Here is a 23,948-nt window from a genome sequence, read left to right on the forward strand (position 1 = left end):
TGGCAAAATATAAACTATTTCTTTCCCATCACTTTGTCGATAATCAGTGCGATTGCCCCGTCGCCCGTCACATTGCAGGCAGTGCCGAAGCTGTCCATCGCTATGTATAGTGCGATCATCAGCGCTTGTGCCGACTCGTCGAAGCCCAGCATGGATTGCAGGATGCCCAGTGATGCCATGATGGCGCCTCCCGGTACCCCGGGAGCGGCCACCATAGTGATGCCCAGCATGAAGATGAATCCTGCAAATAGAGGGAAATCATGGGGCATGCCTTGCATTATCATCAGTGCCAGGGCGCATGCCACAATCTTCAATGTGCTGCCCGACAGATGGATGGTGGCGCAAAGTGGGATGACGAATCCGGCAATATCGGCAGAGACGCCGTTCTTCCGACTCTGCTCCAATGTTACGGGGATAGTGGCGGCACTGGATTGAGTGCCCAAAGCCGTGAAGTAGGCAGGTATCATCCGTCCCAGTAGTTTGAGAGGGTTCTTGCGGACAAACAGTGCCGCAATGCTGTATTGGAATACCAGGAGAAAGATGTGAAGCAGGAAGATTACACCGATAATCTTAATAAAGACCATCAAGATGCCGAATACTTGTCCACTGTGCGTCATGTTGAGGAAAATGCCGAAAATATAGATGGGAAGCAGCGGCAATATCACTGCACTGATCATGCGGATGACAATCTCTTGAAAATCGCGTGCCGCATTTTTCAGTACCTCACTTTTCAGATGAGCCAGACCCAGCCCCAGTGTGAAGGCAAGTACGAGTGCGGTCATAACATTCATCAAGGGCGGGATGCCCACGGAAAAATAGGGAAGAATGCCTTGAGATTCACTGACTTTTTCTAACGGTACCCCGGTTTCTATGAGGGAAGGAAATACCGCCATACCGGTGAAGTAGGAGAGAAAGCCGGAGAATAGGGTAGCTCCGTAAGCAATGAGTGCCGTAACGACCAGCATCCGTCCTGCTCCTTTGCCGATGTCAGCAATGGCAATCGTGACAAGTCCCACAATGATGAGGGGGATGGAGAAGTTCAGGAATTCACTGAAAATGGCATTGAATGTTACGAACAGCCGTACCAGCGAAGCCGGTAGGAAATTTCCGAAAAGTATACCTAAGATAATGGCAATGATGATGCGTGGCAATAATCCGATGTGGAAGTTCTTCATGAGCATTGGTTTTCTTTCTGGTTGAAAAATAGGCTTTCGCTGACAAAAGTACTATTTTATTTTCGTAATTCATACGAACAAATGCTGTTAGCATTTTGTTTCCATATAAAGACAAAATTTACATGAATATGAAGAATTTAAATAAAACAGACATTGGACTTATCGGTCTGGCAGTTATGGGCGAGAATTTGGCCCTCAATATGGCAGATAAGGGATGGAATGTTTCGGTATATAATCGTACGGTTCCGGGAGTGGAAGAAGGGGTGGTGGAACGTTTTGTGAACGGCCGCGCCAAAGGGAAAAAAATTGAAGGCTATACAGATATAGCCGAATTTGTAACTTCCATTGCCATACCCCGCAAAATAATGATGATGGTTCGTGCTGGCAGTGCGGTGGATGAGCTGATGGAACAGCTGTTTCCCCATTTGTCCGAAGGGGATATCCTGATTGACGGTGGCAATTCCAATTATGAGGACACCAACCGGCGTGTGGCATTGGCCGAAAAGAAAGGCTTCCGTTTTGTGGGAGCCGGAGTTTCCGGTGGAGAGGAAGGAGCACTGAACGGCGCGTCTATCATGCCCGGAGGCTCTGAAAGTGCCTGGCCTGAGGTGAAGCCTATCCTGCAGAGTATTGCGGCAAAAGCATCTGACGGTACTCCGTGCTGCCAGTGGATTGGTCCTGCCGGTTCCGGTCATTTCGTCAAGATGATACATAACGGTATCGAATATGGAGATATGCAGCTTATTGCCGAAGCTTATTGGGTGATGAAGAATCTGCTGGGTCTGGACAATGGACAGATGGCGGAAATCTTTGCTGATTGGAATGAGGGCAAGTTGCGTAGCTATCTCATTGAAATTACCGTCAACATACTGCGTCATAAGGACAAATCAGAAGGTTACCTGATAGATAAGATATTGGATACTGCCGGACAGAAAGGTACGGGCAAGTGGTCCGTTATCAATGCGATGGAGCTGGGCATGCCGCTGGGGTTGATTGCTACGGCTGTGTTCGAACGTAGTTTGTCGGCACAGAAGGGCTTGCGTGAAACGGCTTCCAAGCAATTTGTATGCCGACGCTCGCAGGCAGTGTACAACAAGTCGGAGATGGTGAAGGATATCTATTCCGCACTCTATGCTTCCAAATTAGTGTCATATGCTCAGGGATTCGCTGTGTTGCAGCGTGCATCCGACGCTTTTGCCTGGAACCTCGATTTGGCATCCATCGCCCGCATGTGGCGGGGTGGCTGCATCATCCGTAGTATTTTCCTGAACGACATAGCTACGGCTTTCGAGGCTAAAGACAAGCCCAAACATCTGCTGTTGGCACCTTATTTCAAAAATGAAATGCAGCTGCTGCTTTCCGGCTGGAAACATCTGGTGGCACAATCCATGAAAGAGGAACTTCCGGTACCTGCATTCTCGTCCGCCTTGAATTATTTCTATTCGCTGGTGTCTGCCAAGTTGCCTGCCAATATGATTCAGGCGCAACGTGACTATTTTGGTGCGCATACCTTTGAAAGGACAGACGAGTTGCGTGGACAGTTTTTCCATGAAAATTGGACGGGACACGGAGGAGATACGAAATCGGGTACATACAATGTGTGAGAAAGGGGAGAAGATGATGAAGAAATTAGTGATTGTTATATTCGGTGCTTCGGGTGACTTGACGAAGCGCAAACTGATGCCGGCGCTCTATACTTTATATAGTGGCGGGCGGTTGCCGGAAGGATTCTCCATTCTGGGGATAGGACGCACCGAGTATACGGATGCCCGTTACCAAGAATATATAATGGGTGAATTGGGTAAGTTTGTAGCTTCCAAAGAGCAGGTGGAAGATAAAATGGAGGATTTTTGCAGCCATCTGCATTACCAGACTTTGGACCCTGCCGAGGTTGAAGGCTATCATCTGCTGGACGGACGTTTACAAGAGTTTACCGGTGAGAAGAAACCGGACAACCTGCTGTTCTATCTGGCTACTCCACCTTCCTTGTACGGTGTCATTCCCTTGCACTTGAAGGCGGCCGGTCTGAACCGTCCTGATACGCGTATCATCGTTGAAAAGCCGTTCGGTTACGATTTGGAGTCGGCCAGAAAGCTGAATAGCATTTATGCTTCCGTTTTCAAGGAGCATCAGATTTACCGCATCGACCATTTTCTGGGTAAGGAAACGGCGCAGAACATTCTCGCTTTCCGTTTTGCCAATGGAATCTTCGAACCGCTATGGAACCGTAATTATATAGACTATGTGGAGATTACAGCCGTAGAGAATCTGGGTATCGAAGGACGTGGCGGATTCTATGAAGGTGCCGGAGCCCTGCGCGATATGGTACAAAACCACCTCATACAGCTTGTGGCGCTCACTGCATTGGAACCGCCTGCCGTTTTCAATGCCGATAATTTCCGCAACGAGGTGGTGAAGGTCTATGAGTCATTGGCCCCCTTGAAAGAGGAGGATTTGGAGGAACACATTGTCCGCGGACAATATACGGCTTCGGGCTCGAAAGCCGGGTATAGGGAAGAGAAGAACGTGGCACCTGATTCGCGTACCGAAACGTATATTGCCATGAAAATCGGTATTAACAACTGGCGGTGGAAGGGTGTTCCTTTCTATATCCGTACCGGCAAACAAATGCCGACAAAGGTGACTGAGATTGTTGTACATTTCCGTGAGACGCCCCATCAGATGTTCCGTTGCGAGGGTGGACATTGTCCCCGCGCGAATAAGCTGATTCTCCGCTTGCAACCTAATGAAGGCATTGTGCTGAAATTCGGCATGAAGACTCCCGGACCGGGATTTGACGTGAAGCAGGTGATGATGGACTTCAGTTATGACCAGTTGGGCGGGTTGCCTACCGGCGATGCCTATGCCCGTCTGATAGAGGACTGCATACAAGGTGATCCTACACTCTTTACCCGCAGCGACGCGGTAGAGGCTTCATGGCGCTTTTTCGATCCCGTGTTGCGTTATTGGAAAGAGCATACGGATGCTCCTTTATATGGGTATCCCGTAGGTACGTGGGGACCTTTGGAAAGTGAAGCAATGATGCACGAACATGGTGCTGAGTGGACCAATCCGTGTAAGAATTTGACTAATACAGATGAATATTGCGAGTTATGAAAAGTTATGTTTACCATTCGGCTACAGCTACGGCGCATGCGTTGATTGAACATTTGATTGCGATGATGGAGCGTGAACCGGAAAAGACCTTTTATTTTGCATTCAGTGGGGGAAGTACTCCTTCGCTGATGTTTGACATTTGGGCTAACGAATACAAGGAGGTGACTCCTTGGATGCGGATGCGGATTTATTGGGTGGACGAACGGTGTGTGCCGGCAGAGGATTATGAGAGCAATTATGGTACCATGCGCCGTTTGCTGTTGGATGAAGTAGGCATGCCCGATGAATACGTTTACCCTATTTATGGAGTGAACCGCCCGGAGATTGAAGCAAAGAACTATTCGACGCTGGTTTGCCGTACGGTTCCGCTTTGGGGTGGCTTCCCGGCCTTCGATGTCGTTTTGCTCGGTGCTGGAGACGACGGGCATACCTCCTCTATCTTTCCGGGGCAGGAGTATCTGCTTTCTTCCTTTCATCCTTATGAGGTGAGTGTCAATCCCTATAATGGGCAGAAACGCATAGCCATGACCGGCTGCCTTTTGTTTGCTGCGAAGAATCTTATTTTCTTTGTTACCGGCAAGAATAAGGCGGATGTGGTCCGCGATATTCTTGATTCCGGGGATACCGGTCCGGCAGCTTATGTGGCCCACCATGCCGAGCGTGTGGAATTGTTCCTCGATGCTCAGGCCAATGGCGGGAAAATGTTTACTTAGATGTGCCGCTCTCCAGAATGCTTACGATGGAGAATAATGTAAAGCAGATGCCTCCCAAACCAGCCAGTACACGTGCAGGTACAAAATAGGCATTGTGCAGGTTTGCCATCTCAAACAGAAAGGCGGAGAGAAACAGACAAGCCAGGGCCGTGAAGACCGGAATCAGCGGGATGCGGTTGGCCAGCTTGAAAGTGTTCCGCCAGATGGCGGCAAGCAGGATGACTTTGCTGGAAATGCTGTAGCATACCAGTCCCAGACCTATCATAATATATCCTGTGGAGGAGAGTGCCGGATTGCTGTTGGCTAAGACCAGAAGTCCCCAGAGAATGCTGATGCTGCCCATTATCAAAACAAGGGCCGGCCACCGTTTCCGCTCAGCCTTTGTATAGTTGTTGCGTATCTGGCGGACGATGGTTGCAACCAGCGCCACCAGGCTGGAACAGATACAAGCAAGTCCTGCCATGACATGGCCTGCTACATAATATGCATTGTGCCCGCTGCTTTTTGACAATAGCCAGAAGGCCCATATCCATGCCATTACTGCCATAAGGGTGGCAACTGCTATTAGGATATATCCCTGGGAGGAATTGAATGCATCGGCAGGTTGTAGCTGGTCGGTACGTTCCGAGTTGGCGGGAATGAGGGTGAAGCGGGTGGAGGCTGTGGCTGTGGTAGCTACACAAGCTGTGATGAAACCGACTCCGCAAATCACGTGTCCTGCTACGAAATTGCTTGCCGTGGCAGCTTCGTGCATATAATTCCAACCATAGATTACTGTGAGTACGGCTGCCAGGTAACCGATAACCGGAAGTGCGTATCTGACTATCGGATTGTAGGTATGAATAATTTGTCTAATGATTGTTGCCGCTGTGGCGAACAAGGTAATGCAAATCATCCCTAAGGAAAATACTACCGGACCGGCCACAAATTTTGCCGAGTCCACTCCTTCGTGGAGCACAAAGGCTCCGTAGCCGAAACAGAAAAGGGCCATCAACAAGGGTATGGCCCTGAAAAGAATACTGATACCGTAATTCATAACTGTTGTTTTTAGAGTTTCCCCTTCAAACAGCGTTTCTGCGGCTTTGTTCCTCCTTTTAAGATTTATTTGTGATGAGAAGTGCTTGTCTGTCCGTATTTAGGGAGCCAGCCTCTCCTTTTTCCAGCTGCCATCCGCTTGTTGGGAATAGAGGAAACGGTCGTGTAGCCTGCTTTCCCGTCCTTGCCAGAATTCAAAACGGAAAGGGGTGACGGCAAAACCTCCCCAGTTGTCGGGACGTTTGATACTTTGCCCTACCCATGTTGCCGCTTCGCGGACGAACGCGCGCATTATCTCCATACGGCTGCCAATGACGTGACTTTGGGGTGAAATCCTCGCCCCGATTTTACTTTTGTAAGGTCTGCTTGCAAAATAGGTGTCAGAATCGGCAGGAGCGCATCTTTCAGCTTTTCCTTCAATGTGTATTTGCCTTTCCAGTTTGTGCCATACGAAAGATAAGGATATATACGGATTTGCAGTCAGTTGCCGGCCTTTCCTGCTTTCGTAGTTGGTGAAGAAGATGAACCGGCCATTTTCCACCCCTTTCAGCAACACTGTGCGTGTAGAGGGATGCCCGTCTGTCGAGGCTGTAGCTACCGTCATGGCGGTGGGCTCGTACTCATCACTATGGATAGCATCGTTCAGCCAATGGTCGAATTGCTCAAGGGGATTGTCGTTGAGGTTACCCGGCGTCAGTCTGCCTTTCTTATATTCTCTTCTGATGTCAAAGAGTTGTGATTTCATTATCGTGTGGTTTTATCAAGAATGATGTTTTTCTATGTAACAGTCTGAGAGGGCTGAATGTTTTTGTTTCTCTGCGGAAAGAAAATATGGAAGAAGGAAATGGTTGTGTTGATACTTAAAAAAATGGCATCCCGATTGTGGTGGCTATCGGGATGCCGGATATTGGAGATTACTTTATGGAGACAAATGGGAAGTGGACACTGGCATGTCTGCTATTGTAATTTAAACATTACGGGAACTGTGAATTTACAACGGACCGGTTTGCCTCGTTGCTCACCGGGTTTCCATTTGGGCATGGTGGAAATCACACGGATAGCTTCTTTATCCAGGTAGGGATCTACGCCTCTTACTACTTTTACATCTACGATGCTGCCGTCTTTGTTGACAACGAATTGTACTATTACGCGCCCTTGGGTTCCGGTTTCTTGTGCAATAGTCGGGTATTTTATGCTCTTACCCAGATATTGCATCAGACTCATGCCATTATAAGAAAACTCAGGATTCTTCTCTACAACTTCAAAAATCTCGTCCTCTACCGGAATCTCTTCATCTACGGTTGGAGATATGGGTTTGATGATTACAGCTTCACCGATTTCTTCGGAAGAGGCAATGGCTGTTTCTTTCACATTGTCATTATCATCCACAATTGTCAATACCTCGGCAATTGCAGGAGCTTGAGGGGGTGGCGGAGCTGCTAATTCGGGTTGCTCCGTGATAGGAATTTCAATTTCCTGCTCAAATACGTTCTCGGTAATAGCACCGCTCATGTCAATCCTAACATCACGCTTCGACCATTCAAATGCAACGAACATGAAGACCAGCACAATTACATAACCTACAAGTAGCCAATTTGACTTCTTGTTTTCCAGGCTTGCTTTGGATGTTTTCTTGATTTCCATAATTTATAAGATTATTACTGTATAATGGTTGTCGCGAAACTAATATTATACAGATGTGATTAGTAAAATCATAAAACATGCGTGCCCACTTGTTTCTGCATTAAAGATAAGAAAATGAATGTTATGTTGTTGTTTGATATATGGTTATATATAGTTTTTTAAATTTGCTTTGATAATTTTTCCGCTTATGAATTAAATAGTGTTGAGGTGCAAAAAAGCGCTTCCAATGTTCGCTTATGGAGAAAGGCTTCACACAAAAACAAATTGTATTTATAGTATTGAAATGCGGTTATAGCTTTTGTATCAATTCTTTAGTATGTTGGTTGGAATCAGATGCTGGCAATAAATATAGATTATATATGATAGCCATTTGAATTTGACTATCTTTGTACGCTGAATTTAACCCTATTTTATAATCTTATTTTATTTATACGGAAATGATTTTGTTTTTATTGAACACGTCTGCCGCTGGAGGTAAACTTGAACAGGCATTGGAAAAATTGGTGGATTTTGGTATGGATGCCGGTAAGGATATATTAATCGCTATTTTAATCTATGTAATCGGGCGTTTCATCATCAAACAGATAAGTGCATTAGTAGCTAGGATACTTGAAAAACGGAAGATTGAAACCAGTGTACAGACTTTTTTGAAGAGTCTGATAAAGATACTGCTGAACATGATTCTTGCTTTTGCCATAATCGGCAAACTCGGTGTGGAGACCACCAGTTTTGCGGCGTTACTCGCATCTGCCGGTGTAGCTGTGGGTATGGCGCTGTCCGGTAATCTCTCAAATTTTGCCGGTGGACTGATTATACTTATTTTCAAACCGTTTAAAGTAGGTGACTACATAGACGGTCCGGGAGTAAGTGGTACGATAAAGGAAATACAGATATTTCACACTATACTTTCCACTCTTGATAACCGCATGATTTATGTACCTAATGGAAGTCTCAGTGGTAATGCCGTCACTAATTACAGTAAGCAGGACAAGCGTCGTGTTGAATGGGTATTCGGTGTTGAATACGGTGAGGATGTAAAGAGAGTCAGAGCCGTTTTACAGCGCATAATCAATGCAGACAGCCGTATATTGGATACACCGGCTCCCCTTATTGTCTTAGGTTCATTGAGTGCAAGCAGCATCGATATTACAGTCCGTGTCTGGGTAAAAAGTGTGGACTACTGGAATGTGCTGTATGATATCAATGAAATAGTTTATACTACATTTAATGAAGAAGGAATAGGATTTCCCTTCCCGCAGCTCACTCTACATCACGCAAAAGATTGAGTTTATTATCTATAACAGTTTCCATTTATCAAGAATTTGAAGCTTTATGTTTGCTCTGAAAAGTATGCTATACTGTTCATTAATTCCGAAAAAGAAATCATAAACTCCTTTTGTTTGCTTTTAAACATTATCGGTTGCTAATTTATTGAAGCTTTATATATAGATTTGCAAGTATTTCTTAATTAGGATATGATATAAAAAGATTATTTTAACTGTTTCAGCTTTTATAGCTGTTAGTGGTGTTTATGACAAAAAAGCGGTAGAAGGTTTTGACAAGAATAACAACCTAATATTTTTTTAATTTGTAATTATGATGAAAAAAAGTTTCTTGACTGTTCTATTTGCGCTGTTCTGCACGATGGGATTTGCGCAATTGTCTTTCAATGTAAAGGCCGGTCTTAATCTCAGCAGTTACATCGGTGAAAACTCTGACCATTCCAAATTTAAACCAGGAGCACGCATTGGAGTGGGAATGGAATACCAATTCAGCGACCTTGTTTCCTTACAGCCCTCGCTATTCTTCTCACAGAAAGGTGCGAAATATTCAAGTGGATATAGCGGTAGCGTCGTAGATGCGGATGCAGATGTGAAGATCAACCAGCTTTATTTGGAATTGCCCATCAATGTACAATTCCGTTTCAATATTGCAGACAATACTAACCTGGTCATTGCGACAGGGCCGTATCTTGCCTGTGGGGTAGGTGGTAAAGCCAAGTTCGATGGCAAGGCATCTGTTGGAGGTATCAATATCAATGGAGATGAGAAAGTCGATACATTCAGTGATGACGGCTTGAATTACAATAGGTTCGATGCCGGTTGGAACATCGGTCTTGGGGTAGAGTTTGGCCGAATTCTTGTGGGGGTTGACACACAGCTTGGCTTCTGCAAGATTATGGATGGGGATGCTCCGCACAATGCGAATATCGGTATTACTCTGGGGTATAAATTTTAAATAGTTCCCTTACGATCCCTTGATTGAGTATATTTTTATTAATAGTTTAACTTTTTTATTGTAGACAATCTATAAATTATTTTATCTGTTTTAAAATAAAACGGTGTAGTATGAAAAAATTATTCATTTTATTAGGAACTCTTTTTTTGTTGTCAGTAGGTGCTTATGCGCAGAAAGGGAAACAAGCCATAGGTTTCGGTCTTGGTTATGGTACAGAAATTGAAAGTATCGGATTGGGAATCAAGTATCAGTATAATATAACCAATCCTATACGTATCGAGCCCTCTCTTAATTATTTTTTTGAAAATGACAATGTAAGCATGCTGGATGTGAACGTGAATTTTCATTATCTGTGTCCGGTAGCTAGCAATGTCAAGCTTTATCCACTGTTTGGGTTGACTTTGTCCAACTGGATGTTTGATATGTATGATGTTGACTGGGATGGGGATCATGTTCATGTGGATGGCGATGGGAATCATAATGAATGTCGTTTCGGTGTAAACTTGGGAGTTGGAGCCGAATTTGCATTGAGCCGTAATTGGGCCATGAATCTTGAATTTAAGTACCAGTTGGTCAGTGATTTTGATCAGGGTGTCATCAACATCGGGGCTGCGTACAGATTTTGAAGAAAATATCGGAACAGAAATCTCATTGATATAAAAGAGGGGATAGGCATAGTTTAATGCTTATCCCCTCTTTTTTAGTGTTTCAATGCTTGGATTTCAAAGCCAAATCAATCGTCATCATCATCATCATCGTCATCATCATCGTAATATCGATAGTGCTTCTTGTGGTGTCTCTTCGGCTTTTTGTATTTATGTTTCTTATGGTGAAATTTGTCATGGCGTTCACAGTATGAATTATAATATTCATACCAGCAGTCACTATGGTGATGGACTCTGTCATAGAAAGGGGTATAATACACACTTCCCGGATTTATGCCGATTTCCACAAGGATACGGTTCCATCCGTAACGTTGATACCGGTTGTAATAATCACAGACGTCACGCATTTTTTTCCCGGAAGTCCTGGCTATTTCAAGTGCAATTCCTACATTCCCCCAGTCCTTCCCACAGCGTCTGTAGTAATCGTCCAAGGAACGGTTTGAAATATTGTATTCCAGACATAGGCGCTTTCTGTAATCAGAAAGTTCCACGGCTGCGTAGCGGTTGGCTCTGCCAATAAAGATGGAAATGCCATCCTGGGCAGGCAAGGTGCAGGCCAATAGGAGAAAAAGCAGTAGTAAATTAATCTTTTTCATAATGTTTTTAAATTAGGTGGATCTTTACTGTATAAAATTAGGACGGCCTTTTTTACAACTCTTATTCCAGTTTTTCTTTTGCTTTTTCAATTTCATCCCCGGCTTCATCCAGGGCTTTCCTCACATCATCTGCTCCCTCCTCAATCTGTTCTTGTGCTTCTTCGAGTGCGTCTTCAACAGATTCCTTTACATTTTCTACACGATCCTTAACCTTGTCTTTTGCTTTTTTCTCTCTGCATGATGTAAAGCCAAGTGCAATTGTGCATGCCAATATGGCAAATAAAAACTTTTTCATATTCTTACATTTAGTGATATTGTTTGATTAGTTAAAATTCAAATGTAGAAATAAATATTGTCTTTAGCAAATGGTGGAAACATTTTTAAAGATAATGTAGGAGTAAAATATCTTATTTATTGGTACAATATGTAATGAAAGTCTTCCAAATAATCGGATAAATTGGAGACAACTTGCTTTTGAGATGTAGCCTGTAATATGTACAAAAAAGGCTATCTATCCCAGACAGCCAATCTTTTTGTTAACCTTAATCTAATACTATGAAAAACACATTGCAAAGGTAAGGTTTTGTGGAAGTTATGCAAATTATGAGCCTTTGTTCAGCCATCTTATAACATGGTTTAGCTGGTAAATGTACTTGTTAACCATTAACGGTGTAATTGTTAAATTGAAGGTTGGGATTTATTTAAGGTATTGCTGGCTAAAGCAAAATCTTCTGCCAAATCGTGTCAGTAACTTCTTTGATGCCGAATAGTCCGTTCGTGGATTATTCGGTATCTTTATTTTGTAAATCAAAATAATAAAGTATGTACGCAGTAAATCAGTATGATGCAGTTGCAGAGAGTTATGATTCTCTGTTCAAAGACAAAGCCAGTATTGAGGAGAATCGTAAGATTGCCTCAATGCTTTTTGAGGTTTCAGGGATTTTTCTGGATGTGGGATGTGGTACGGGGTTACTCCTTGATATTCTGAAAGTGTCTCCGGATGAATATTGGGGTATTGACCCAAGTAGTAAGATGCTTGATGTTTTCAGAAAGAAGCATCCGGAGTATAATAATTTGTGTATTCCGTTTGAGTTGCTCAATTTAAAGTTTGCAACATTCAATAGCATTGTAGCTTTGTTCGGCTCGGCCAGTTACATTGATATTGAAGCACTGACGGATATTCCCGAAGGAAAGAATATTTTCCTCATGTTCTACAAGGAGAATTATCATCCGGTAACTTATAAACGTACCGGCTGTAATCTGGAACATTACAGTCATTCAAGGAGTGAGCTGGAGGAAAGATTTCCTCATTGTGAAGTAAGGGAGTTTGATAACTATTATATCGTGACGAACGTATGATATTGTATTCAGAGCAGAATGTATATGAAGCGGCAAAAGACCGGATAAGGAAGTTGTTTTCTATGGGGGACAGATTAGGTGTTTGTTTCTCCGGAGGCAAGGATAGTACTGCCTTATTACACCTTACTTTGGAAGTGACAAGTGAATTGGGCATTCAAAAGTTGCCGGTTATATTTCTTGATCAGGAATGTGAGTACACATATACTGTTGAGTATATGCGTTATGTTATGTCATTGCCAGAGGTGGAACCTATTTGGGTGCAAATTCCGTTCCGGTTATGGAATGCGAACAGTGGTGACTGGTTTATCCCTTGGGAGCCAGGGAAAGTGTGGATGCGTGAGAAAGAAGATGTCTCTTTTAAGGAAAACGTCTATGGAGTCGACAGATTTAAGGATATGTTTGATGCCATCGCATATCATCACTTGGGAGGGGGGTATATATCTTTGGGAGGTGTCCGTATTGAAGAGTCACCAGCTCGTCGTGCTGGATTGACGGGAAAGGAAACCTTGCCAGGAATGACATATGGAAAACGTTGTAGCCATGGTGTTGTTATATATCCTTTGTATGATTGGTCATATCGCGATATATGGTATTACATCTTCTCCAATCGGTTGAAATACAATAAGGTCTACAACTATATCTTTTCAAAGGAACCGTTGCGTTCTGCAAGGGTATCTTCTCTTATCCATGAGAACAGTAATCAGAATATTCCTTACTTGCAAGAGATTGACCCGAAGGCTTATAATGCCATGTACATGCGTATTCCCAATATTGGCACAACGAACCATCTTCTGTTGGATGCCTTTGAAGAGGTAAGAAACTATCCCAACTGTTTCAAGGACTGGCCGGAATATCTGCAATATCTCATAGACAATATCGTAGCTGAGAGCAAGAATAAAGTAATTTTTACCAATAATCTAAATACGGTGGTTGATAAGATTGCGGGCTGGTCTGATTCCGATCGCGTTGATATATATCGCGCCTTTGCCCGTGGTATCATCACAGAGGACTTTGAACAGACAAAGTTGAATAATAGGTTATTGGTTCATAAATCAAAGTATAAATATGGAAAAACTAAAAGAAATAATCATCCGGATGCTTGATGAAGCGCCAGATAAAATAAACTTCTTCAATGAGATAAGACAGATTTTATTCTCTCTGTCTCCTGAAAAGGCCAATCCGGTGGACCGTGTCCTCTGGGTACCGATGGATATGGTGAAGGCGAACAACTATAATCCGAACGCTGTGGCAAAGCAGGAGATGCAGCTCCTTTATACTTCCATTCGTGAAGATGGATATACACAGCCAATTGTTACGATTTGGAGTGAAGAGGAGCAAAAGTATATTATTGTCGACGGGTTTCATCGTAACCTTATCGCGCGCATGTATAAGGACATTGCCCAGCGCAATAGTGGGCGTCTTCCCATTGTTGTCATTGACAAGGATATCAACGACCGTATGGCTTCTACGGTCCGTCACAATCGTGCCCGTGGCAAGCATTCCGTTGATGGCATGACAAACATCATTTATAACATGATAAAAAACGGTGAGTCGGATGCTGTTATTTGTAGAAAGCTTGGCATGGAGCCGTTGGAGCTTGTGAAGCTGAAGCATATTACCGGTTTTGCCAAGATGTTCAGGAATTATGAATACAGCAAAGCCATCAAAGAAATTGTTCATCATACAAACTCATTGGAATTATAACTATGGATATACAGAGCATTGCAATAGATAGGATTATTCCGTATTGGAATAATGCCCGGAACAATAGTAAGGCTGTTAAGCCGGTAGAAGAGTCAATAAAGAAATATGGTTTCAATCAGCCGCTTGTGTTGGATAAGAATTTTGAAATCATTGTTGGTCATACACGGTATTTTGCCCTTTTGAATCTTGGATATAAAGAGGCCCCGTGCATCATTGTGGACTTGGACGAGGAAAAGGCGCGTCAGTATCGTATCGCAGATAATAAGACATCAGAATTTGCGTCATGGGATGAAGAGAAACTGATACGTGAGCTTAGGACAATGAATGTACCTGCAGATATGCAAGACTTCTTTTTTGAACCCATAGACCAGTTACTCGGTTTTGACATGAATTTTATTCCGACAAACAATTATGTCACGGAAGAGTCGCAATCAGAAGCGGCAAAACAGGAATTCAGTGAGGAAATGCATCGCCAAGAGAATGAATCTTTCAGGAAGAAGGCAGAACGTATTGAAGAAGGTCTGGAGCAGGAAAGAACTGAATATATTGAACTTGCATGTCCTCATTGTGGAGAGATTATCAGAATGAAGAAATAATATGGCGGCACCGACGGGAAATAAATTTTGGATGTTAAGGAGCAAGCATGGGAGGGATAAACTCTTTTCCACGCCAGAACTCTTATGGGAGGCGGCATGTGAGTATTTCCAATGGTGTGATGAAAATCCCTGGTTGTCCAAAAAGGCCATTCAAAAGACTGTTCCGGTAAAAAGGAAAAAAGGGAAGAAGGTGGAGACAGTCAATGAGCAACAAGTACAACAAGAAGTTTCCCCGACTTCCCGTCCGTATTCCCTAACCGGGTTCTGTATTTATGTAGGTGCTTCTTCCAAGTGGTGGAGCACTTTTCGTTCCGAATGTAGAAATAAGAATGATGAAGATTTTTTGGAGGTCATCGCACGCGTGGAGGAAACCATCGAAACGCAGCAGTTTGAGGGAGCGTGCGTTGGAGCTTTCAATGCGAATATCATTGCCCGAAAGTTAGGGCTTGTTGACAAGCAGGAGGTGGACCATACGAATGCAGGAAAAGAGTTCAAAGGATTTAATTTTCTACCATATACAGAAGATGCGGAGAAAGTCAAGTAATGGGATATAAGGTCAATATAAAGCAGAGGTTAGCCTATAACTACCTTCGTGACGATGTTACGAAGTTTCTGTGTTATGGTGGCGCTGGTGGAGGTGGAAAATCATGGCTTGGGTGTGAATGGCTTATGCAATGTGCTTACTATCTCCCGGGCACTCGATGGTTCGCTGGCCGAAATAATTTGAAAGATAGCCGTGAGTCTATCTCTGTCACTTTCGACAAGGTGGCAAAGTGGCATCGATTCACTGACTACAAGCAGACCAATGACGGTATACTTTTAGGGAATGGGTCGGAAATCATCTTTCTTGACTTGACATATTATCCCGTCAAAGACCCGATGTATGAGCGATTGGGCTCCAAGGAGTTTACTGGAGGATGGATTGAAGAAGCCGGGCAGGTTCACTACCTCGCATTTGAGGTTTTGAAGACGCGTATAGGACGGCACTTGAATGATGTGTATGGAATATCCGGGAAGATACTTATCACTTGCAATCCAAAGAAGAACTGGCTTTATCGTGAGTTCTACAAACCGTGGAAAGAAGGCAAGCTGGAAGCCCCATACGCTTTTATTCAAGCATTGGTGCAGGATAATCCCTACGCTACCGAGGATTACATAGATACGCTCCGCAATACCAGGGACAAAGTGACAAAGGAGCGCTTGTACTATGGTAATTGGGAGTATGACAACGACCCGACAGCACTCTGTGATTATGATGCTATTTGTGACCTATTCGCAAATGAGCACGTAAAACCGATAGGATTATCGACGGGAGCAGCTGACCTTGCCATGAAAGGACGCGACCGTTTTGTCGGGGGGCACTGGGTGGGTAATGTGTGTTATATCCGGTTAGACCAGGAATATAGCACGGGTAAATCTATTGAGACGGATCTTAAAAACATGATGATACAGTGGAAGATTCCACGTAGTATGATGGTAGTTGATAGTGATGGACTTGGAAGCTACCTTGAAAGTTATTTGAATGGTATCAAAGAATTTCATGGTGGTACCCGACCGATTAATCCAGAGTACGACAATCTGAAATCTGAATGTGCATTTAAGCTTGCAGAGCTAATAAATAATCGGCAGATAAGAATTATATGTACGGAAGCGCAAAGAGAGCGCATAATGGAAGAATTGTCCGTCTTGAAGCAAGACCATATAGATGCCGATACCCGGAAGAAAGGGATAATCAGCAAGGAGAATATGAAAGATATACTCGGACATTCTCCGGATTACCTCGACATGTTGATAATGGCAATGCTTTTTCGTATAAAACCGATGCCTAAAAGACCAAAAGCAAAATTAGGACAGATATGACAGTAAAAGAGTTTTTGATATTGAGTGACGTGGCGAGCAATGCTACTGAACTGTTGGAGCAGATAGGAAAGTTGCCTAAACCGGACTTTGTCGCAGGTGTCAGAGTTCCGGAGACTCTGAACGACCTCACCATAGGTCAGTTGATGGAACTGCAATCCGTACGCAATGTAATAGACTGTATAATGGTTCCATGTTGTGTTGTCCTCGGTTTGCCTATTGATAAGATAGAGAAGTATGAAGCAGCGGATATTTTGGGATTCTCCACATGGGTAACCAGGGAAGTTGAACGTATTACCAAGCTCTTTGAAACTACAAGCGTGGCACCGACTCCGGAAGAAAGACGTGCTGGGGTTGATAAACTTTCGTTCGGGTTGTTTGGCTTGGTGGATTACTATGCTACCCGCATGGGGATAACTGACCATGAGCAGGTAGAATGTGTTCCATGGGTGAGGGTATATAAATGCCTTGACATGGATGCAGAGAAAATACGCTATGAACGTCGATTACGGGAAATATATCAGAATAAGCAATGAATACAAGTGTAGAAAGGAAGATAGCTTCTGTTGCAGAAAAGCTGGAAGGAGTCACCTATTTGTTCGATAACTGGGCGACCGCCAATGTCAGGTTGGATAAGATGCCATTGCCGGCCATTATAAATTTGCTTCCTATATCCGGGAAATTCGTCATATCAAGAACACAGCTAAGGGATTCTCCTAACTGCATGATAGCATTTGCTGATAAGACCAAATTTGATTTCGATGGGGTGGAGAATGAGGAGGTCATTGAGAGATGCAAAGGATATGCGGTTCAGTTTATCCGTGAGTTGAATAGGAGCGAGCTGTTTGAGTGGGTGAGCGATGAGGTACCTTATTCCGTTTTCTATGATAAGCTGGATGTAAATGTTACCGGAATAGTAATAGAATTGAAATTGAAAGAGGTTCAAGGAGCGCCCATGTGCTAGTTATGGAAGATAGGAGGAAAGAGGTAAAGGCGATATTGTGTGAGGAGTTGGATAATCTTCGGCAGCGCATCATAGAAAATCATATACGGGCTGGGCAGCGTGCAAGTGGCAAAACTATCAAGAGCCTGCACGTTGTCGTGGATGATAATCATGGTACTCTTTATGGTCGTCAAGCGTTCGGAGTTCTGGAGGTGGGACGTGCCTCGGGGAAAGTACCGAAAGGATTCTATAAGATTATTCAGCAATGGATGATAGACAAGGGTATCCAAGTGGAGAGACCAAGGTCATTTGCATACCTTGTGGCCCGGAAGATAGCAACAGAGGGCACATCACTTTATCACTCTGGTACGTACGAGGATATATATACAACGGACGTGGAGCAAACAATACGGGACATTATGGACCGTGTGTTTGGTATACTCGTTGATGATGTGACACATATAAATCTACATAGTAATGAGAACTCATAAGATAGGGGAAACAACCATAGAATATCCGGATGAAATATCTTTCTGTTTTAATCCGGTAGTGATAAACATTTACGGGCATGCTTGGGATTACGTGGAGGTGACGGTGACTGATATCGTTTCTGAAATTTCATACAAGGAGAAGAGGGCTCTGTTTAATAATGCATGCTTTTTTGATGTGTCGTTTTACATGCAGTCTACATTTGACACTGTAGAATTTTGGAAAATTGATTATTCACAGACGATTCCGAAAGATAGCGGGGTAGGACGTGTGTTCTCTGTAGATATTGACTTTTATTCGGACAGTTCAATGTCTGAAAGTTTTCAATTCAATACGTTCATCATTTGGGGGGCAATGAAGGTGGGTGAACGGTATAATGGAAATCGTATATTGACGTGGTTTAAAAACCTTCCGTTTACGGTAGGAATGTATACGGCCGGTAATGCTAATGTGAGTGTGACCGCTGACAGCATTTCTTTACCAGCTATTACATTGTCTGAAAGAAAGGTGTATAATATTACTTTGAATGGAATTGATGCAAACAATGAGGTCGTATTGAAATTGCCGGGAACGAGTGTGGGGGCAAACGTGTTCGACAATACATTTGATTTTACTTTTCATGCATTGACGAATATGGCTGTAAACGTGAGGCTTTTAGTTGATGAATGCACGGATGGAATTTATTTACGTTGGATAAATCGTCATGGCTTTTATTGCTATTGGTTGTTTAAACGTGGTGATGAGAGTAAACAAATTGCCAATGATGGTGAATTTATTCGTAATAATATGCAAGACTATAACTATGTTAATGGCTATCATGGAGGTTCAGGACGTAAGCAGAGAAAAACAGAAGAGAATACATTGTTGGTGTGTGCTCCTTTAGTGGACTCTGAAACGTTTGACTTCTTGTTTCAACTCGCGTTGTCACCCATCGTTGATATGTATGCAGGTAAAAATGTGAATGGAGTTGATAGCTGGAAGGCGGTGAATGTATCTGTTGGTAACTTCAATAAGACAAGAGCCGTATTGCAGGATTTCGTAGCAACAATCATATTACCAGAAACAAGAGTACAAAGCTTATGAGAAATGACATGCTATTTATTGATGGTAAGTTGGTAGACTTGGACGATAATACCAAGATTACACTTAATTTCAAGAGCAATATTTTTACAGACTTGAGTAAGATTGTGAGCAATAATAGTTATACAATCAAATTACCTAAGACAATAAGGAATCAACGTATCATATTGCATGCTGAGCTTCCATCTGCAGACTCCGGTTATCCTCGGAAATATCATGATGCAAGATATTTTCGTAATGGGGTAGAGGTTATTCCAACTGCTAAGGCTGTACTTATATCTATATCTGATAAGATTGAGATTGCCATGACGTGGGGAAATATAACAGCACTATCATCAATGCTTGAAAGTGGAAAAAGCCTGAGAGATATGGATGCTGGTGAATATGTGGGAGGTATATATTATCCGAAATATATTGAATGGAAAGATTGGGGAGAAAATGATCGTGTATATCCAAAGGTTGACTATGGTTTCAGAAATGGAGATTCAATGGTGTGGTATCATCCTGTTCAGTCTGTAAAACAAATCATGGAATACATAGAAGAGGATAACGGCATATCTTTTATTTTTCCAAAAGACAAAGAGGCTTTATTGGAAAACATGTTTGTTCCATTATTGGAAAAAAATCCAAGCGAAGAGTATGCAGAAATCGAAGCTATAACCGTTGATTTAAAGGGCGTTGCAGAGGATAGGGCTGGCAAGACAAACATATACTTCAACGATATGGGAAATGTTGGTTCGTTTTATGGAAACCTTGCAGTAATAGGAAACGGAGTGAGTGGAGGATATTACAATGGCTATAGGTCTAAAGTCATAAATGCTGTACCTAAGATATCGGGTAATTTTAAAGTTAAAGTAAATACAAATGTGGCTCCATTATCTGCTACATTGGAAGTTTATAATTACAACTTCAATGAAGTCGGTAGCGAACTGGATACAAGTACTGTACTTACAATTCCATTACTGAATGTAAATTTTATAAGTGACGGTGTATATGAGGTCTTGTTTCAATTTGAGAATAGGCAAACAGAGATGCTTTCTACTCTACATTCTTCTATTCCTCATCTGAAATTTGCTTTGCAGAATATAGGCAAGCCATCTGATGTCGTTTCTATTAGCGGCACGTTGAAGATAACGAATATAGAGCAAGAAATATTATTGGGTGGTAGATATTGGATAATACCTAATCTGCCAGATATAAAGCAGTCTGATTTTATTAAAGCTATATCGGCAATCATAGGTACTTTCCCTTTGTTCACAGAAAGTAACGGCCTTGTGTTTGTATCATTTGATACAATTATGTCTAATAAGGCGAAAGCGTTGGATTGGACCCGTAGGCTGGTTGCTACATATAAAGATAATAAACCTAATGCGATTGCCTATTCTCTTGATGATTTTTCTCAAAAGAATTTTTATAGATGGAAGGAGGATGATACGGTAGTGGGGAAATATGATGGGTATTTGTTTGTAGAAAACGAAACGATAGAAAGTGAAAGAGATGTTGTAGAATTGCCGTTTGCTGCCAGTGACCAATTCTCGGATGTAGCCAAGATACCAATATATTCATATGATGAGGAAGGTAATTTGGAATACAATTCAGTTGAGCCAAGATTATTGGCTTATAATGGTGTGAAAGGGGTATTTACTGGTCTTGATTGGAATACACTCCTTTCTATGTATTACCAAACATACCAATCTATCATACGAAGGCCTATTGTTATTACAGAAAAGATAGAAATAAATGATATTGAGTTGAGAGACTTGGATATGACTGTTCCAATTTATTTGGCCCAATATGGTAGATATTATGCCATTATTTCCATTAAGGCAGAAGATACGGGAATATGTGAATGTAAATTGTTACAATTGGAGGTGTAGTTATGGGAAATAGCAATGTAGAAGAAAAGATTCTTAATATTAGAGTACGTTATGATGATGCTATTCGTAAAATAGCGGAGTATCGTTCACAGTTGGATGTACTCCGAAAAAGGGAGCAAACTTTAAAGGATGACTTGAAGGCTGGGCGGATTAGTCGAGAACAATATAATTTGAAATTGTCTGAAACGAAGATAGCAACGCAGCAATATAATGATGCTATTCGGATGCTGAATAAGCAAGTTCAGAATCAATTAAAATTAGAGAAGGAACAAGAGGGTAGCCTTGTGGCTTTACGAGCAGAACTTTCCAATGCTACCGCTGCATATGACGCATTGAGTAGAGAAGAAAGAGAAGGTACTAAAGGTAAAGAACTGCAGAATCATATTAATGCAATCACCGAGGAGTTAAAGGAAGCAGAGGAGGAAACGCAGCGTTTTTATCGGAATGTAGGAAACTATGAAGCTGCTATTTTAAAGGCTGCACAATCAAATATCCCATTTCTTGATTCAATTATTAAAATGCAAACAGAACTTGGAGGAGTGAAACAAGCTTTTAATGTTGGGAAAACAGCTGTTATAGGATTTAGTAAGCAATTATTAGCTTTACTGACGAATCCGATAGTTGCTATTCTTGCTAGTATTGCTGCAGCGATAATGCTTGTATCCAAAGCTATAAATTCCAGTGAAGAAGCGTCAAATCGTTGGAACATTATTACTGCTCCATTATCAAGGTCACTTGATTTTCTTTTGAACATAGTTCAACGATTGGCGGGAGGTATTCTATCTGTTGTCGAGTCTGGAGCAAAGATGATTGGATGGATAGCTAAGATGGCAGAAAAATTGCCTGGCATAGGAAAGTATATCAGGGACATTAACGATGCCAATAGAGAGGCTATCAAACTGGCTAAGGAAGAAGCAGCCATAGCAAAACAAGCGCGAACGGACCAAGTACAGAATGCTAAAGACCAGCTGGAGGTCGCACGTTTGCGCCAGCAGGCGAAAGACAAGGAGAAGTTCACGGCAGAGGAGAGACTTGCTTTCGTAAAGCAGGCTAATAAGCTTGAAGAGGAGCAGGCAAAGCGGAATGTGGATTTGGCAACGAGAGAGTTTGAGCTTCTTCGTAAGCGTTCAGAATGGGCAGAAAATGATGCAGAGACAAATGATAAGTTGGCTGAACTTGAAGCTGCAAAATACAATGCGGAGAAGGAGTATTTCTCTAAAACTATGGAATTACTTGAGCAGGAGAATACGATTAGAGGAGAAATAGTCACAGTGCAGAAAGCTGTGGCAGAGAAAGTGGCTGCCATCAAAGAAAAAGAGCGCGAGGAAATCCGAAAAGCAGAAGATGAAGCCTTGAAGATAGTCAAGGATGCCCAAGAAAAACAATTTATTGAGACTAAGAGAGTGTATGAGCGTCAGATAGAGGATTTACGTATCCGTTTACGTACTGAAATAGGTCTTACAGCAACTATGCGCCAAGCACTCAATCAGCAGATCATTGCACTTGAACAGCAAAAAAATGATGCATTACAGCAATTATCGGAAGAACAACTGATGAAGGAGGTGGAGAACCGGCAGAAACTAATCTCTCTGCAACTTGAATCCGTAAAAGCTGGAGGTGAGCAGGAGTACCAACTAAAGATGCAGCAACTTGTTGCCCAACGTGACGTAGAACTCCGTCAGAAAGAGCTTACTGAACAGATGAAGCTTGCTATTACGGAGAAGTACAATAAAGAGATTTATGATTTGTCCGTTCAACATGAGAATGATACAGCAAAGAAACAAGCTGATGCACTCAAACTTCGATTGGATAATGAATTGGCAGAAGCTAAATTGAATGGAGATAGTGAACTTGAGCTTCTTCGTATGCAGGAACAGCAGAAGCTTGAACTGAAAGACAGCTTGAGACGGATGGGAGAGGAGAGTGATGCCGAATTCCGGGCCAGGCAGCTTGCTGCAGACCAAGAATACTTGAATGCAAAGCAGGCGGTCATTGACAAGGAAGTGGAGATGCAGCAAAATAAAGGTGAATCCCTTTCTGTCTTGGCAGGGAATCTTTCTGATTTGTTGGAACAAGCGGCAGGAGATAACGAGAATATGGCTCAGTTGGCGAAAATACTGGCTATTGCGGAGGTTTCTATTGCGCAAGGGGTAGCCATTGCCAAAGCCGTAGAAACAGCTACCCGCTCATCTGCAACATGGATTGACATGCTTGCTGCGATAGGTACTGTAGTGGCATCTGTAACTACTGTTATGGGAAAGGCTATGAAATCGGTGAAAAGTGCTAAATTTGCACAAGGAGGTAAAGTTGAAGGGCCAGGTTCCGGTACAAGCGATTCCATACCTGCTATGTTGTCCAACGGTGAAAGTGTAATGACGGCTGCTGCAACCTCGATGTTTGCTCCGTTATTGTCGGCTTTCAATCAGATAGGAGGAGGTATTCCCATTAATGTAACAGCTTCTTCCAATCAGGCGTTAGGAGAGGACATGCTGGCCAAAGCTGTTGCAAAAGGTATGATGATGGCGCCTGCTCCGGTGGTTTCTGTGGAAGAGTTTACCTCTGTTGCTAATAGGGTTAAGTACGTTGAAAATCTTGGTAGTATATGAAAGCATATGAACTATTGATATTGAATAAAAGTCTTCTTCAAATGATGGGGGACGCTTCGCTTGATGTCGGGGATGTGAAATATATTCCCGTGTATCAAGAGTATGTCCGTCTGTCAAAGGAGGGGCATAAAAAGACTTATATCATGCAATATTTATCCGATGAGTATAATATTGCGGAAAGGACAATTTATCGGATAATAGATAAGTTCTCAAGTAAAGTGGATATTTAGGGGCGGAATTATTCCGCCCTTTTT

At 42.6% G+C, this 23,948-nt stretch carries 26 protein-coding genes; 20 read left to right on the plus strand and 6 right to left on the minus strand.

From position 1 onward, the window contains the following. Positions 1–14: 14 nt before the first annotated feature. Positions 15–1,175, minus strand: a complete 1,161-nt coding sequence (locus EYA81_RS15820; protein WP_131226048.1) for a dicarboxylate/amino acid:cation symporter — start codon at positions 1,173–1,175, stop codon at positions 15–17. A 128-nt stretch (positions 1,176–1,303) separates the two neighbouring features. Between EYA81_RS15820 and gnd the strand changes: the two genes are divergently transcribed. From gnd to pgl, 3 genes are read left to right on the plus strand one after another with little or no spacing between them, the layout of a single operon-like run. Next, a complete protein-coding gene (gnd, locus tag EYA81_RS15825; protein ID WP_131226050.1) occupies positions 1,304–2,779 on the plus strand; it encodes a decarboxylating NADP(+)-dependent phosphogluconate dehydrogenase in 1,476 nt (491 codons plus the stop codon). Between the two features lie 16 nt (positions 2,780–2,795). After that, a complete protein-coding gene (zwf, locus tag EYA81_RS15830) occupies positions 2,796–4,292 on the plus strand; it encodes a glucose-6-phosphate dehydrogenase (RefSeq protein ID WP_131226439.1) in 1,497 nt (498 codons plus the stop codon). Then, positions 4,289–5,005: a 6-phosphogluconolactonase gene (gene pgl, locus EYA81_RS15835; RefSeq protein WP_117966574.1), complete on the plus strand. Its 717-nt coding sequence runs from the start codon at positions 4,289–4,291 to the stop codon at positions 5,003–5,005. The genes zwf and pgl overlap by 4 nt, the downstream gene beginning before the upstream one ends. Here the strand turns inward: pgl and EYA81_RS15840 are convergent. The 3 genes from EYA81_RS15840 to EYA81_RS15850 form a co-directional block, all read right to left on the minus strand. Next, positions 4,998–6,041, minus strand: coding sequence for a DUF2776 family protein (locus tag EYA81_RS15840; protein ID WP_131226051.1), 1,044 nt, complete (start codon positions 6,039–6,041; stop codon positions 4,998–5,000). The genes pgl and EYA81_RS15840 overlap by 8 nt on opposite strands. Before the next feature lie 99 nt (positions 6,042–6,140). Further along, positions 6,141–6,785, minus strand: coding sequence for a pyridoxamine 5'-phosphate oxidase (gene pdxH, locus EYA81_RS15845; protein ID WP_117601492.1), 645 nt, complete (start codon positions 6,783–6,785; stop codon positions 6,141–6,143). A gap of 212 nt (positions 6,786–6,997) precedes the next feature. Next, positions 6,998–7,684, minus strand: a complete 687-nt coding sequence (locus tag EYA81_RS15850) for an energy transducer TonB (RefSeq protein ID WP_117966565.1) — start codon at positions 7,682–7,684, stop codon at positions 6,998–7,000. A 437-nt stretch (positions 7,685–8,121) separates the two neighbouring features. Here EYA81_RS15850 and EYA81_RS15855 point away from each other — a divergent pair, with 437 nt between their 5' ends. The 3 genes from EYA81_RS15855 to EYA81_RS15865 all read left to right on the plus strand — a co-directional run bounded on the left by EYA81_RS15855 (position 8,122) and on the right by EYA81_RS15865 (position 10,548). Beyond that, positions 8,122–8,970, plus strand: a complete 849-nt coding sequence (locus EYA81_RS15855) for a mechanosensitive ion channel family protein (RefSeq protein WP_117601494.1) — start codon at positions 8,122–8,124, stop codon at positions 8,968–8,970. 313 nt (positions 8,971–9,283) lie between these two features. Next, positions 9,284–9,922, plus strand: a complete 639-nt coding sequence (locus tag EYA81_RS15860) for a porin family protein (protein ID WP_117601499.1) — start codon at positions 9,284–9,286, stop codon at positions 9,920–9,922. 110 nt (positions 9,923–10,032) lie between these two features. Continuing rightward, positions 10,033–10,548: a porin family protein gene (locus EYA81_RS15865; protein WP_117589281.1), complete on the plus strand. Its 516-nt coding sequence runs from the start codon at positions 10,033–10,035 to the stop codon at positions 10,546–10,548. A 107-nt stretch (positions 10,549–10,655) separates the two neighbouring features. On the opposite strand, the gene EYA81_RS15870 is transcribed toward EYA81_RS15865, so the two are convergent. Continuing rightward, positions 10,656–11,183, minus strand: coding sequence for a hypothetical protein (locus EYA81_RS15870; RefSeq protein ID WP_117974922.1), 528 nt, complete (start codon positions 11,181–11,183; stop codon positions 10,656–10,658). A 61-nt stretch (positions 11,184–11,244) separates the two neighbouring features. Further along, complete coding sequence (locus EYA81_RS15875; protein ID WP_117589301.1) at positions 11,245–11,478, minus strand: YtxH domain-containing protein; 234 nt, start codon at positions 11,476–11,478, stop codon at positions 11,245–11,247. A gap of 527 nt (positions 11,479–12,005) precedes the next feature. Between EYA81_RS15875 and EYA81_RS15880 the strand changes: the two genes are divergently transcribed. Genes EYA81_RS15880 through EYA81_RS15940 form a run of 14 tightly spaced genes read left to right on the plus strand, consistent with a single transcriptional unit; the run spans position 12,006 to position 23,924 of the window. Next, the gene (locus EYA81_RS15880; RefSeq protein ID WP_117974920.1) at positions 12,006–12,542 is read left to right on the plus strand and encodes a methyltransferase domain-containing protein; all 537 of its coding nucleotides are present in this window, start codon (positions 12,006–12,008) and stop codon (positions 12,540–12,542) included. After that, complete coding sequence (locus tag EYA81_RS15885; protein ID WP_117974918.1) at positions 12,539–13,645, plus strand: phosphoadenosine phosphosulfate reductase family protein; 1,107 nt, start codon at positions 12,539–12,541, stop codon at positions 13,643–13,645. The genes EYA81_RS15880 and EYA81_RS15885 overlap by 4 nt, the downstream gene beginning before the upstream one ends. Continuing rightward, positions 13,608–14,246 carry a ParB/RepB/Spo0J family partition protein gene (locus EYA81_RS15890; RefSeq protein WP_227187301.1) on the plus strand — a complete coding sequence of 213 codons (639 nt, stop codon included), beginning with the start codon at positions 13,608–13,610 and terminating at the stop codon, positions 14,244–14,246. The genes EYA81_RS15885 and EYA81_RS15890 overlap by 38 nt, the downstream gene beginning before the upstream one ends. Before the next feature lie 2 nt (positions 14,247–14,248). Beyond that, positions 14,249–14,842 (plus strand): ParB N-terminal domain-containing protein, encoded by a 594-nt coding sequence (locus EYA81_RS15895; RefSeq protein WP_131226053.1) that lies wholly within the window; start codon positions 14,249–14,251, stop codon positions 14,840–14,842. 31 nt (positions 14,843–14,873) lie between these two features. Beyond that, complete coding sequence (locus EYA81_RS15900; RefSeq protein WP_227187299.1) at positions 14,874–15,386, plus strand: DNA-packaging protein; 513 nt, start codon at positions 14,874–14,876, stop codon at positions 15,384–15,386. Between the two features lie 54 nt (positions 15,387–15,440). Then, a complete protein-coding gene (locus tag EYA81_RS19825; protein ID WP_255425210.1) occupies positions 15,441–15,569 on the plus strand; it encodes a hypothetical protein in 129 nt (42 codons plus the stop codon). After that, entirely contained in the window at positions 15,512–16,702 is a 1,191-nt protein-coding gene (locus EYA81_RS15905; RefSeq protein WP_227187312.1) for a phage terminase large subunit, read from the plus strand. Before EYA81_RS19825 ends, EYA81_RS15905 begins: the two co-directional genes overlap by 58 nt. Continuing rightward, entirely contained in the window at positions 16,699–17,235 is a 537-nt protein-coding gene (locus EYA81_RS15910; RefSeq protein ID WP_117974908.1) for a hypothetical protein, read from the plus strand. The genes EYA81_RS15905 and EYA81_RS15910 overlap by 4 nt, the downstream gene beginning before the upstream one ends. Continuing rightward, positions 17,232–17,663 (plus strand): hypothetical protein, encoded by a 432-nt coding sequence (locus EYA81_RS15915; RefSeq protein WP_117974906.1) that lies wholly within the window; start codon positions 17,232–17,234, stop codon positions 17,661–17,663. Before EYA81_RS15910 ends, EYA81_RS15915 begins: the two co-directional genes overlap by 4 nt. A 2-nt stretch (positions 17,664–17,665) precedes the next feature. Beyond that, positions 17,666–18,133: a hypothetical protein gene (locus EYA81_RS15920; protein ID WP_117974904.1), complete on the plus strand. Its 468-nt coding sequence runs from the start codon at positions 17,666–17,668 to the stop codon at positions 18,131–18,133. Continuing rightward, positions 18,120–19,214, plus strand: coding sequence for a hypothetical protein (locus tag EYA81_RS15925; RefSeq protein ID WP_117974902.1), 1,095 nt, complete (start codon positions 18,120–18,122; stop codon positions 19,212–19,214). The genes EYA81_RS15920 and EYA81_RS15925 overlap by 14 nt, the downstream gene beginning before the upstream one ends. Next, positions 19,211–21,088 carry a hypothetical protein gene (locus tag EYA81_RS15930; protein ID WP_131226055.1) on the plus strand — a complete coding sequence of 626 codons (1,878 nt, stop codon included), beginning with the start codon at positions 19,211–19,213 and terminating at the stop codon, positions 21,086–21,088. Before EYA81_RS15925 ends, EYA81_RS15930 begins: the two co-directional genes overlap by 4 nt. Positions 21,089–21,090: 2 nt before the next feature. Further along, a complete protein-coding gene (locus EYA81_RS15935) occupies positions 21,091–23,694 on the plus strand; it encodes a hypothetical protein (RefSeq protein WP_117974900.1) in 2,604 nt (867 codons plus the stop codon). After that, positions 23,691–23,924, plus strand: coding sequence for a hypothetical protein (locus EYA81_RS15940; RefSeq protein ID WP_117600625.1), 234 nt, complete (start codon positions 23,691–23,693; stop codon positions 23,922–23,924). The genes EYA81_RS15935 and EYA81_RS15940 overlap by 4 nt, the downstream gene beginning before the upstream one ends. Positions 23,925–23,948 lie beyond the last annotated feature (24 nt).

Source organism: Bacteroides sp. A1C1, assembly GCF_004328515.1.
GTDB lineage: Bacteria > Bacteroidota > Bacteroidia > Bacteroidales > Bacteroidaceae > Bacteroides > Bacteroides uniformis.

Bases quoted from the DNA above. Each gene is read 5' to 3' on its own strand.
- EYA81_RS15850 (WP_117966565.1), bottom strand. From the start codon at position 7,684: ATGGAAATCAAGAAAACATCCAAAGCAAGCCTGGAAAACAAGAAGTCA.
- EYA81_RS15935 (WP_117974900.1), top strand. From the start codon at position 21,091: ATGGGAAATAGCAATGTAGAAGAAAAGATTCTTAATATTAGAGTACGT.
- EYA81_RS15895 (WP_131226053.1), top strand. From the start codon at position 14,249: ATGGATATACAGAGCATTGCAATAGATAGGATTATTCCGTATTGGAAT.
- EYA81_RS15940 (WP_117600625.1), top strand. From the start codon at position 23,691: ATGAAAGCATATGAACTATTGATATTGAATAAAAGTCTTCTTCAAATG.
- EYA81_RS15865 (WP_117589281.1), top strand. From the start codon at position 10,033: ATGAAAAAATTATTCATTTTATTAGGAACTCTTTTTTTGTTGTCAGTA.
- EYA81_RS15880 (WP_117974920.1), top strand. From the start codon at position 12,006: ATGTACGCAGTAAATCAGTATGATGCAGTTGCAGAGAGTTATGATTCT.
- EYA81_RS19825 (WP_255425210.1), top strand. From the start codon at position 15,441: ATGTTACGAAGTTTCTGTGTTATGGTGGCGCTGGTGGAGGTGGAAAAT.
- EYA81_RS15930 (WP_131226055.1), top strand. From the start codon at position 19,211: ATGAGAAATGACATGCTATTTATTGATGGTAAGTTGGTAGACTTGGAC.
- EYA81_RS15905 (WP_227187312.1), top strand. From the start codon at position 15,512: ATGCAATGTGCTTACTATCTCCCGGGCACTCGATGGTTCGCTGGCCGA.
- EYA81_RS15860 (WP_117601499.1), top strand. From the start codon at position 9,284: ATGAAAAAAAGTTTCTTGACTGTTCTATTTGCGCTGTTCTGCACGATG.
- EYA81_RS15890 (WP_227187301.1), top strand. From the start codon at position 13,608: ATGGAAAAACTAAAAGAAATAATCATCCGGATGCTTGATGAAGCGCCA.
- pgl (WP_117966574.1), top strand. From the start codon at position 4,289: ATGAAAAGTTATGTTTACCATTCGGCTACAGCTACGGCGCATGCGTTG.
- gnd (WP_131226050.1), top strand. From the start codon at position 1,304: ATGAAGAATTTAAATAAAACAGACATTGGACTTATCGGTCTGGCAGTT.
- EYA81_RS15820 (WP_131226048.1), bottom strand. From the start codon at position 1,175: ATGAAGAACTTCCACATCGGATTATTGCCACGCATCATCATTGCCATT.
- EYA81_RS15870 (WP_117974922.1), bottom strand. From the start codon at position 11,183: ATGAAAAAGATTAATTTACTACTGCTTTTTCTCCTATTGGCCTGCACC.
- EYA81_RS15855 (WP_117601494.1), top strand. From the start codon at position 8,122: ATGATTTTGTTTTTATTGAACACGTCTGCCGCTGGAGGTAAACTTGAA.
- EYA81_RS15920 (WP_117974904.1), top strand. From the start codon at position 17,666: ATGGAAGATAGGAGGAAAGAGGTAAAGGCGATATTGTGTGAGGAGTTG.
- EYA81_RS15840 (WP_131226051.1), bottom strand. From the start codon at position 6,041: ATGAATTACGGTATCAGTATTCTTTTCAGGGCCATACCCTTGTTGATG.
- EYA81_RS15900 (WP_227187299.1), top strand. From the start codon at position 14,874: ATGTTAAGGAGCAAGCATGGGAGGGATAAACTCTTTTCCACGCCAGAA.
- EYA81_RS15925 (WP_117974902.1), top strand. From the start codon at position 18,120: ATGAGAACTCATAAGATAGGGGAAACAACCATAGAATATCCGGATGAA.
- zwf (WP_131226439.1), top strand. From the start codon at position 2,796: ATGAAGAAATTAGTGATTGTTATATTCGGTGCTTCGGGTGACTTGACG.
- EYA81_RS15885 (WP_117974918.1), top strand. From the start codon at position 12,539: ATGATATTGTATTCAGAGCAGAATGTATATGAAGCGGCAAAAGACCGG.
- EYA81_RS15915 (WP_117974906.1), top strand. From the start codon at position 17,232: ATGAATACAAGTGTAGAAAGGAAGATAGCTTCTGTTGCAGAAAAGCTG.
- EYA81_RS15875 (WP_117589301.1), bottom strand. From the start codon at position 11,478: ATGAAAAAGTTTTTATTTGCCATATTGGCATGCACAATTGCACTTGGC.
- pdxH (WP_117601492.1), bottom strand. From the start codon at position 6,785: ATGAAATCACAACTCTTTGACATCAGAAGAGAATATAAGAAAGGCAGA.
- EYA81_RS15910 (WP_117974908.1), top strand. From the start codon at position 16,699: ATGACAGTAAAAGAGTTTTTGATATTGAGTGACGTGGCGAGCAATGCT.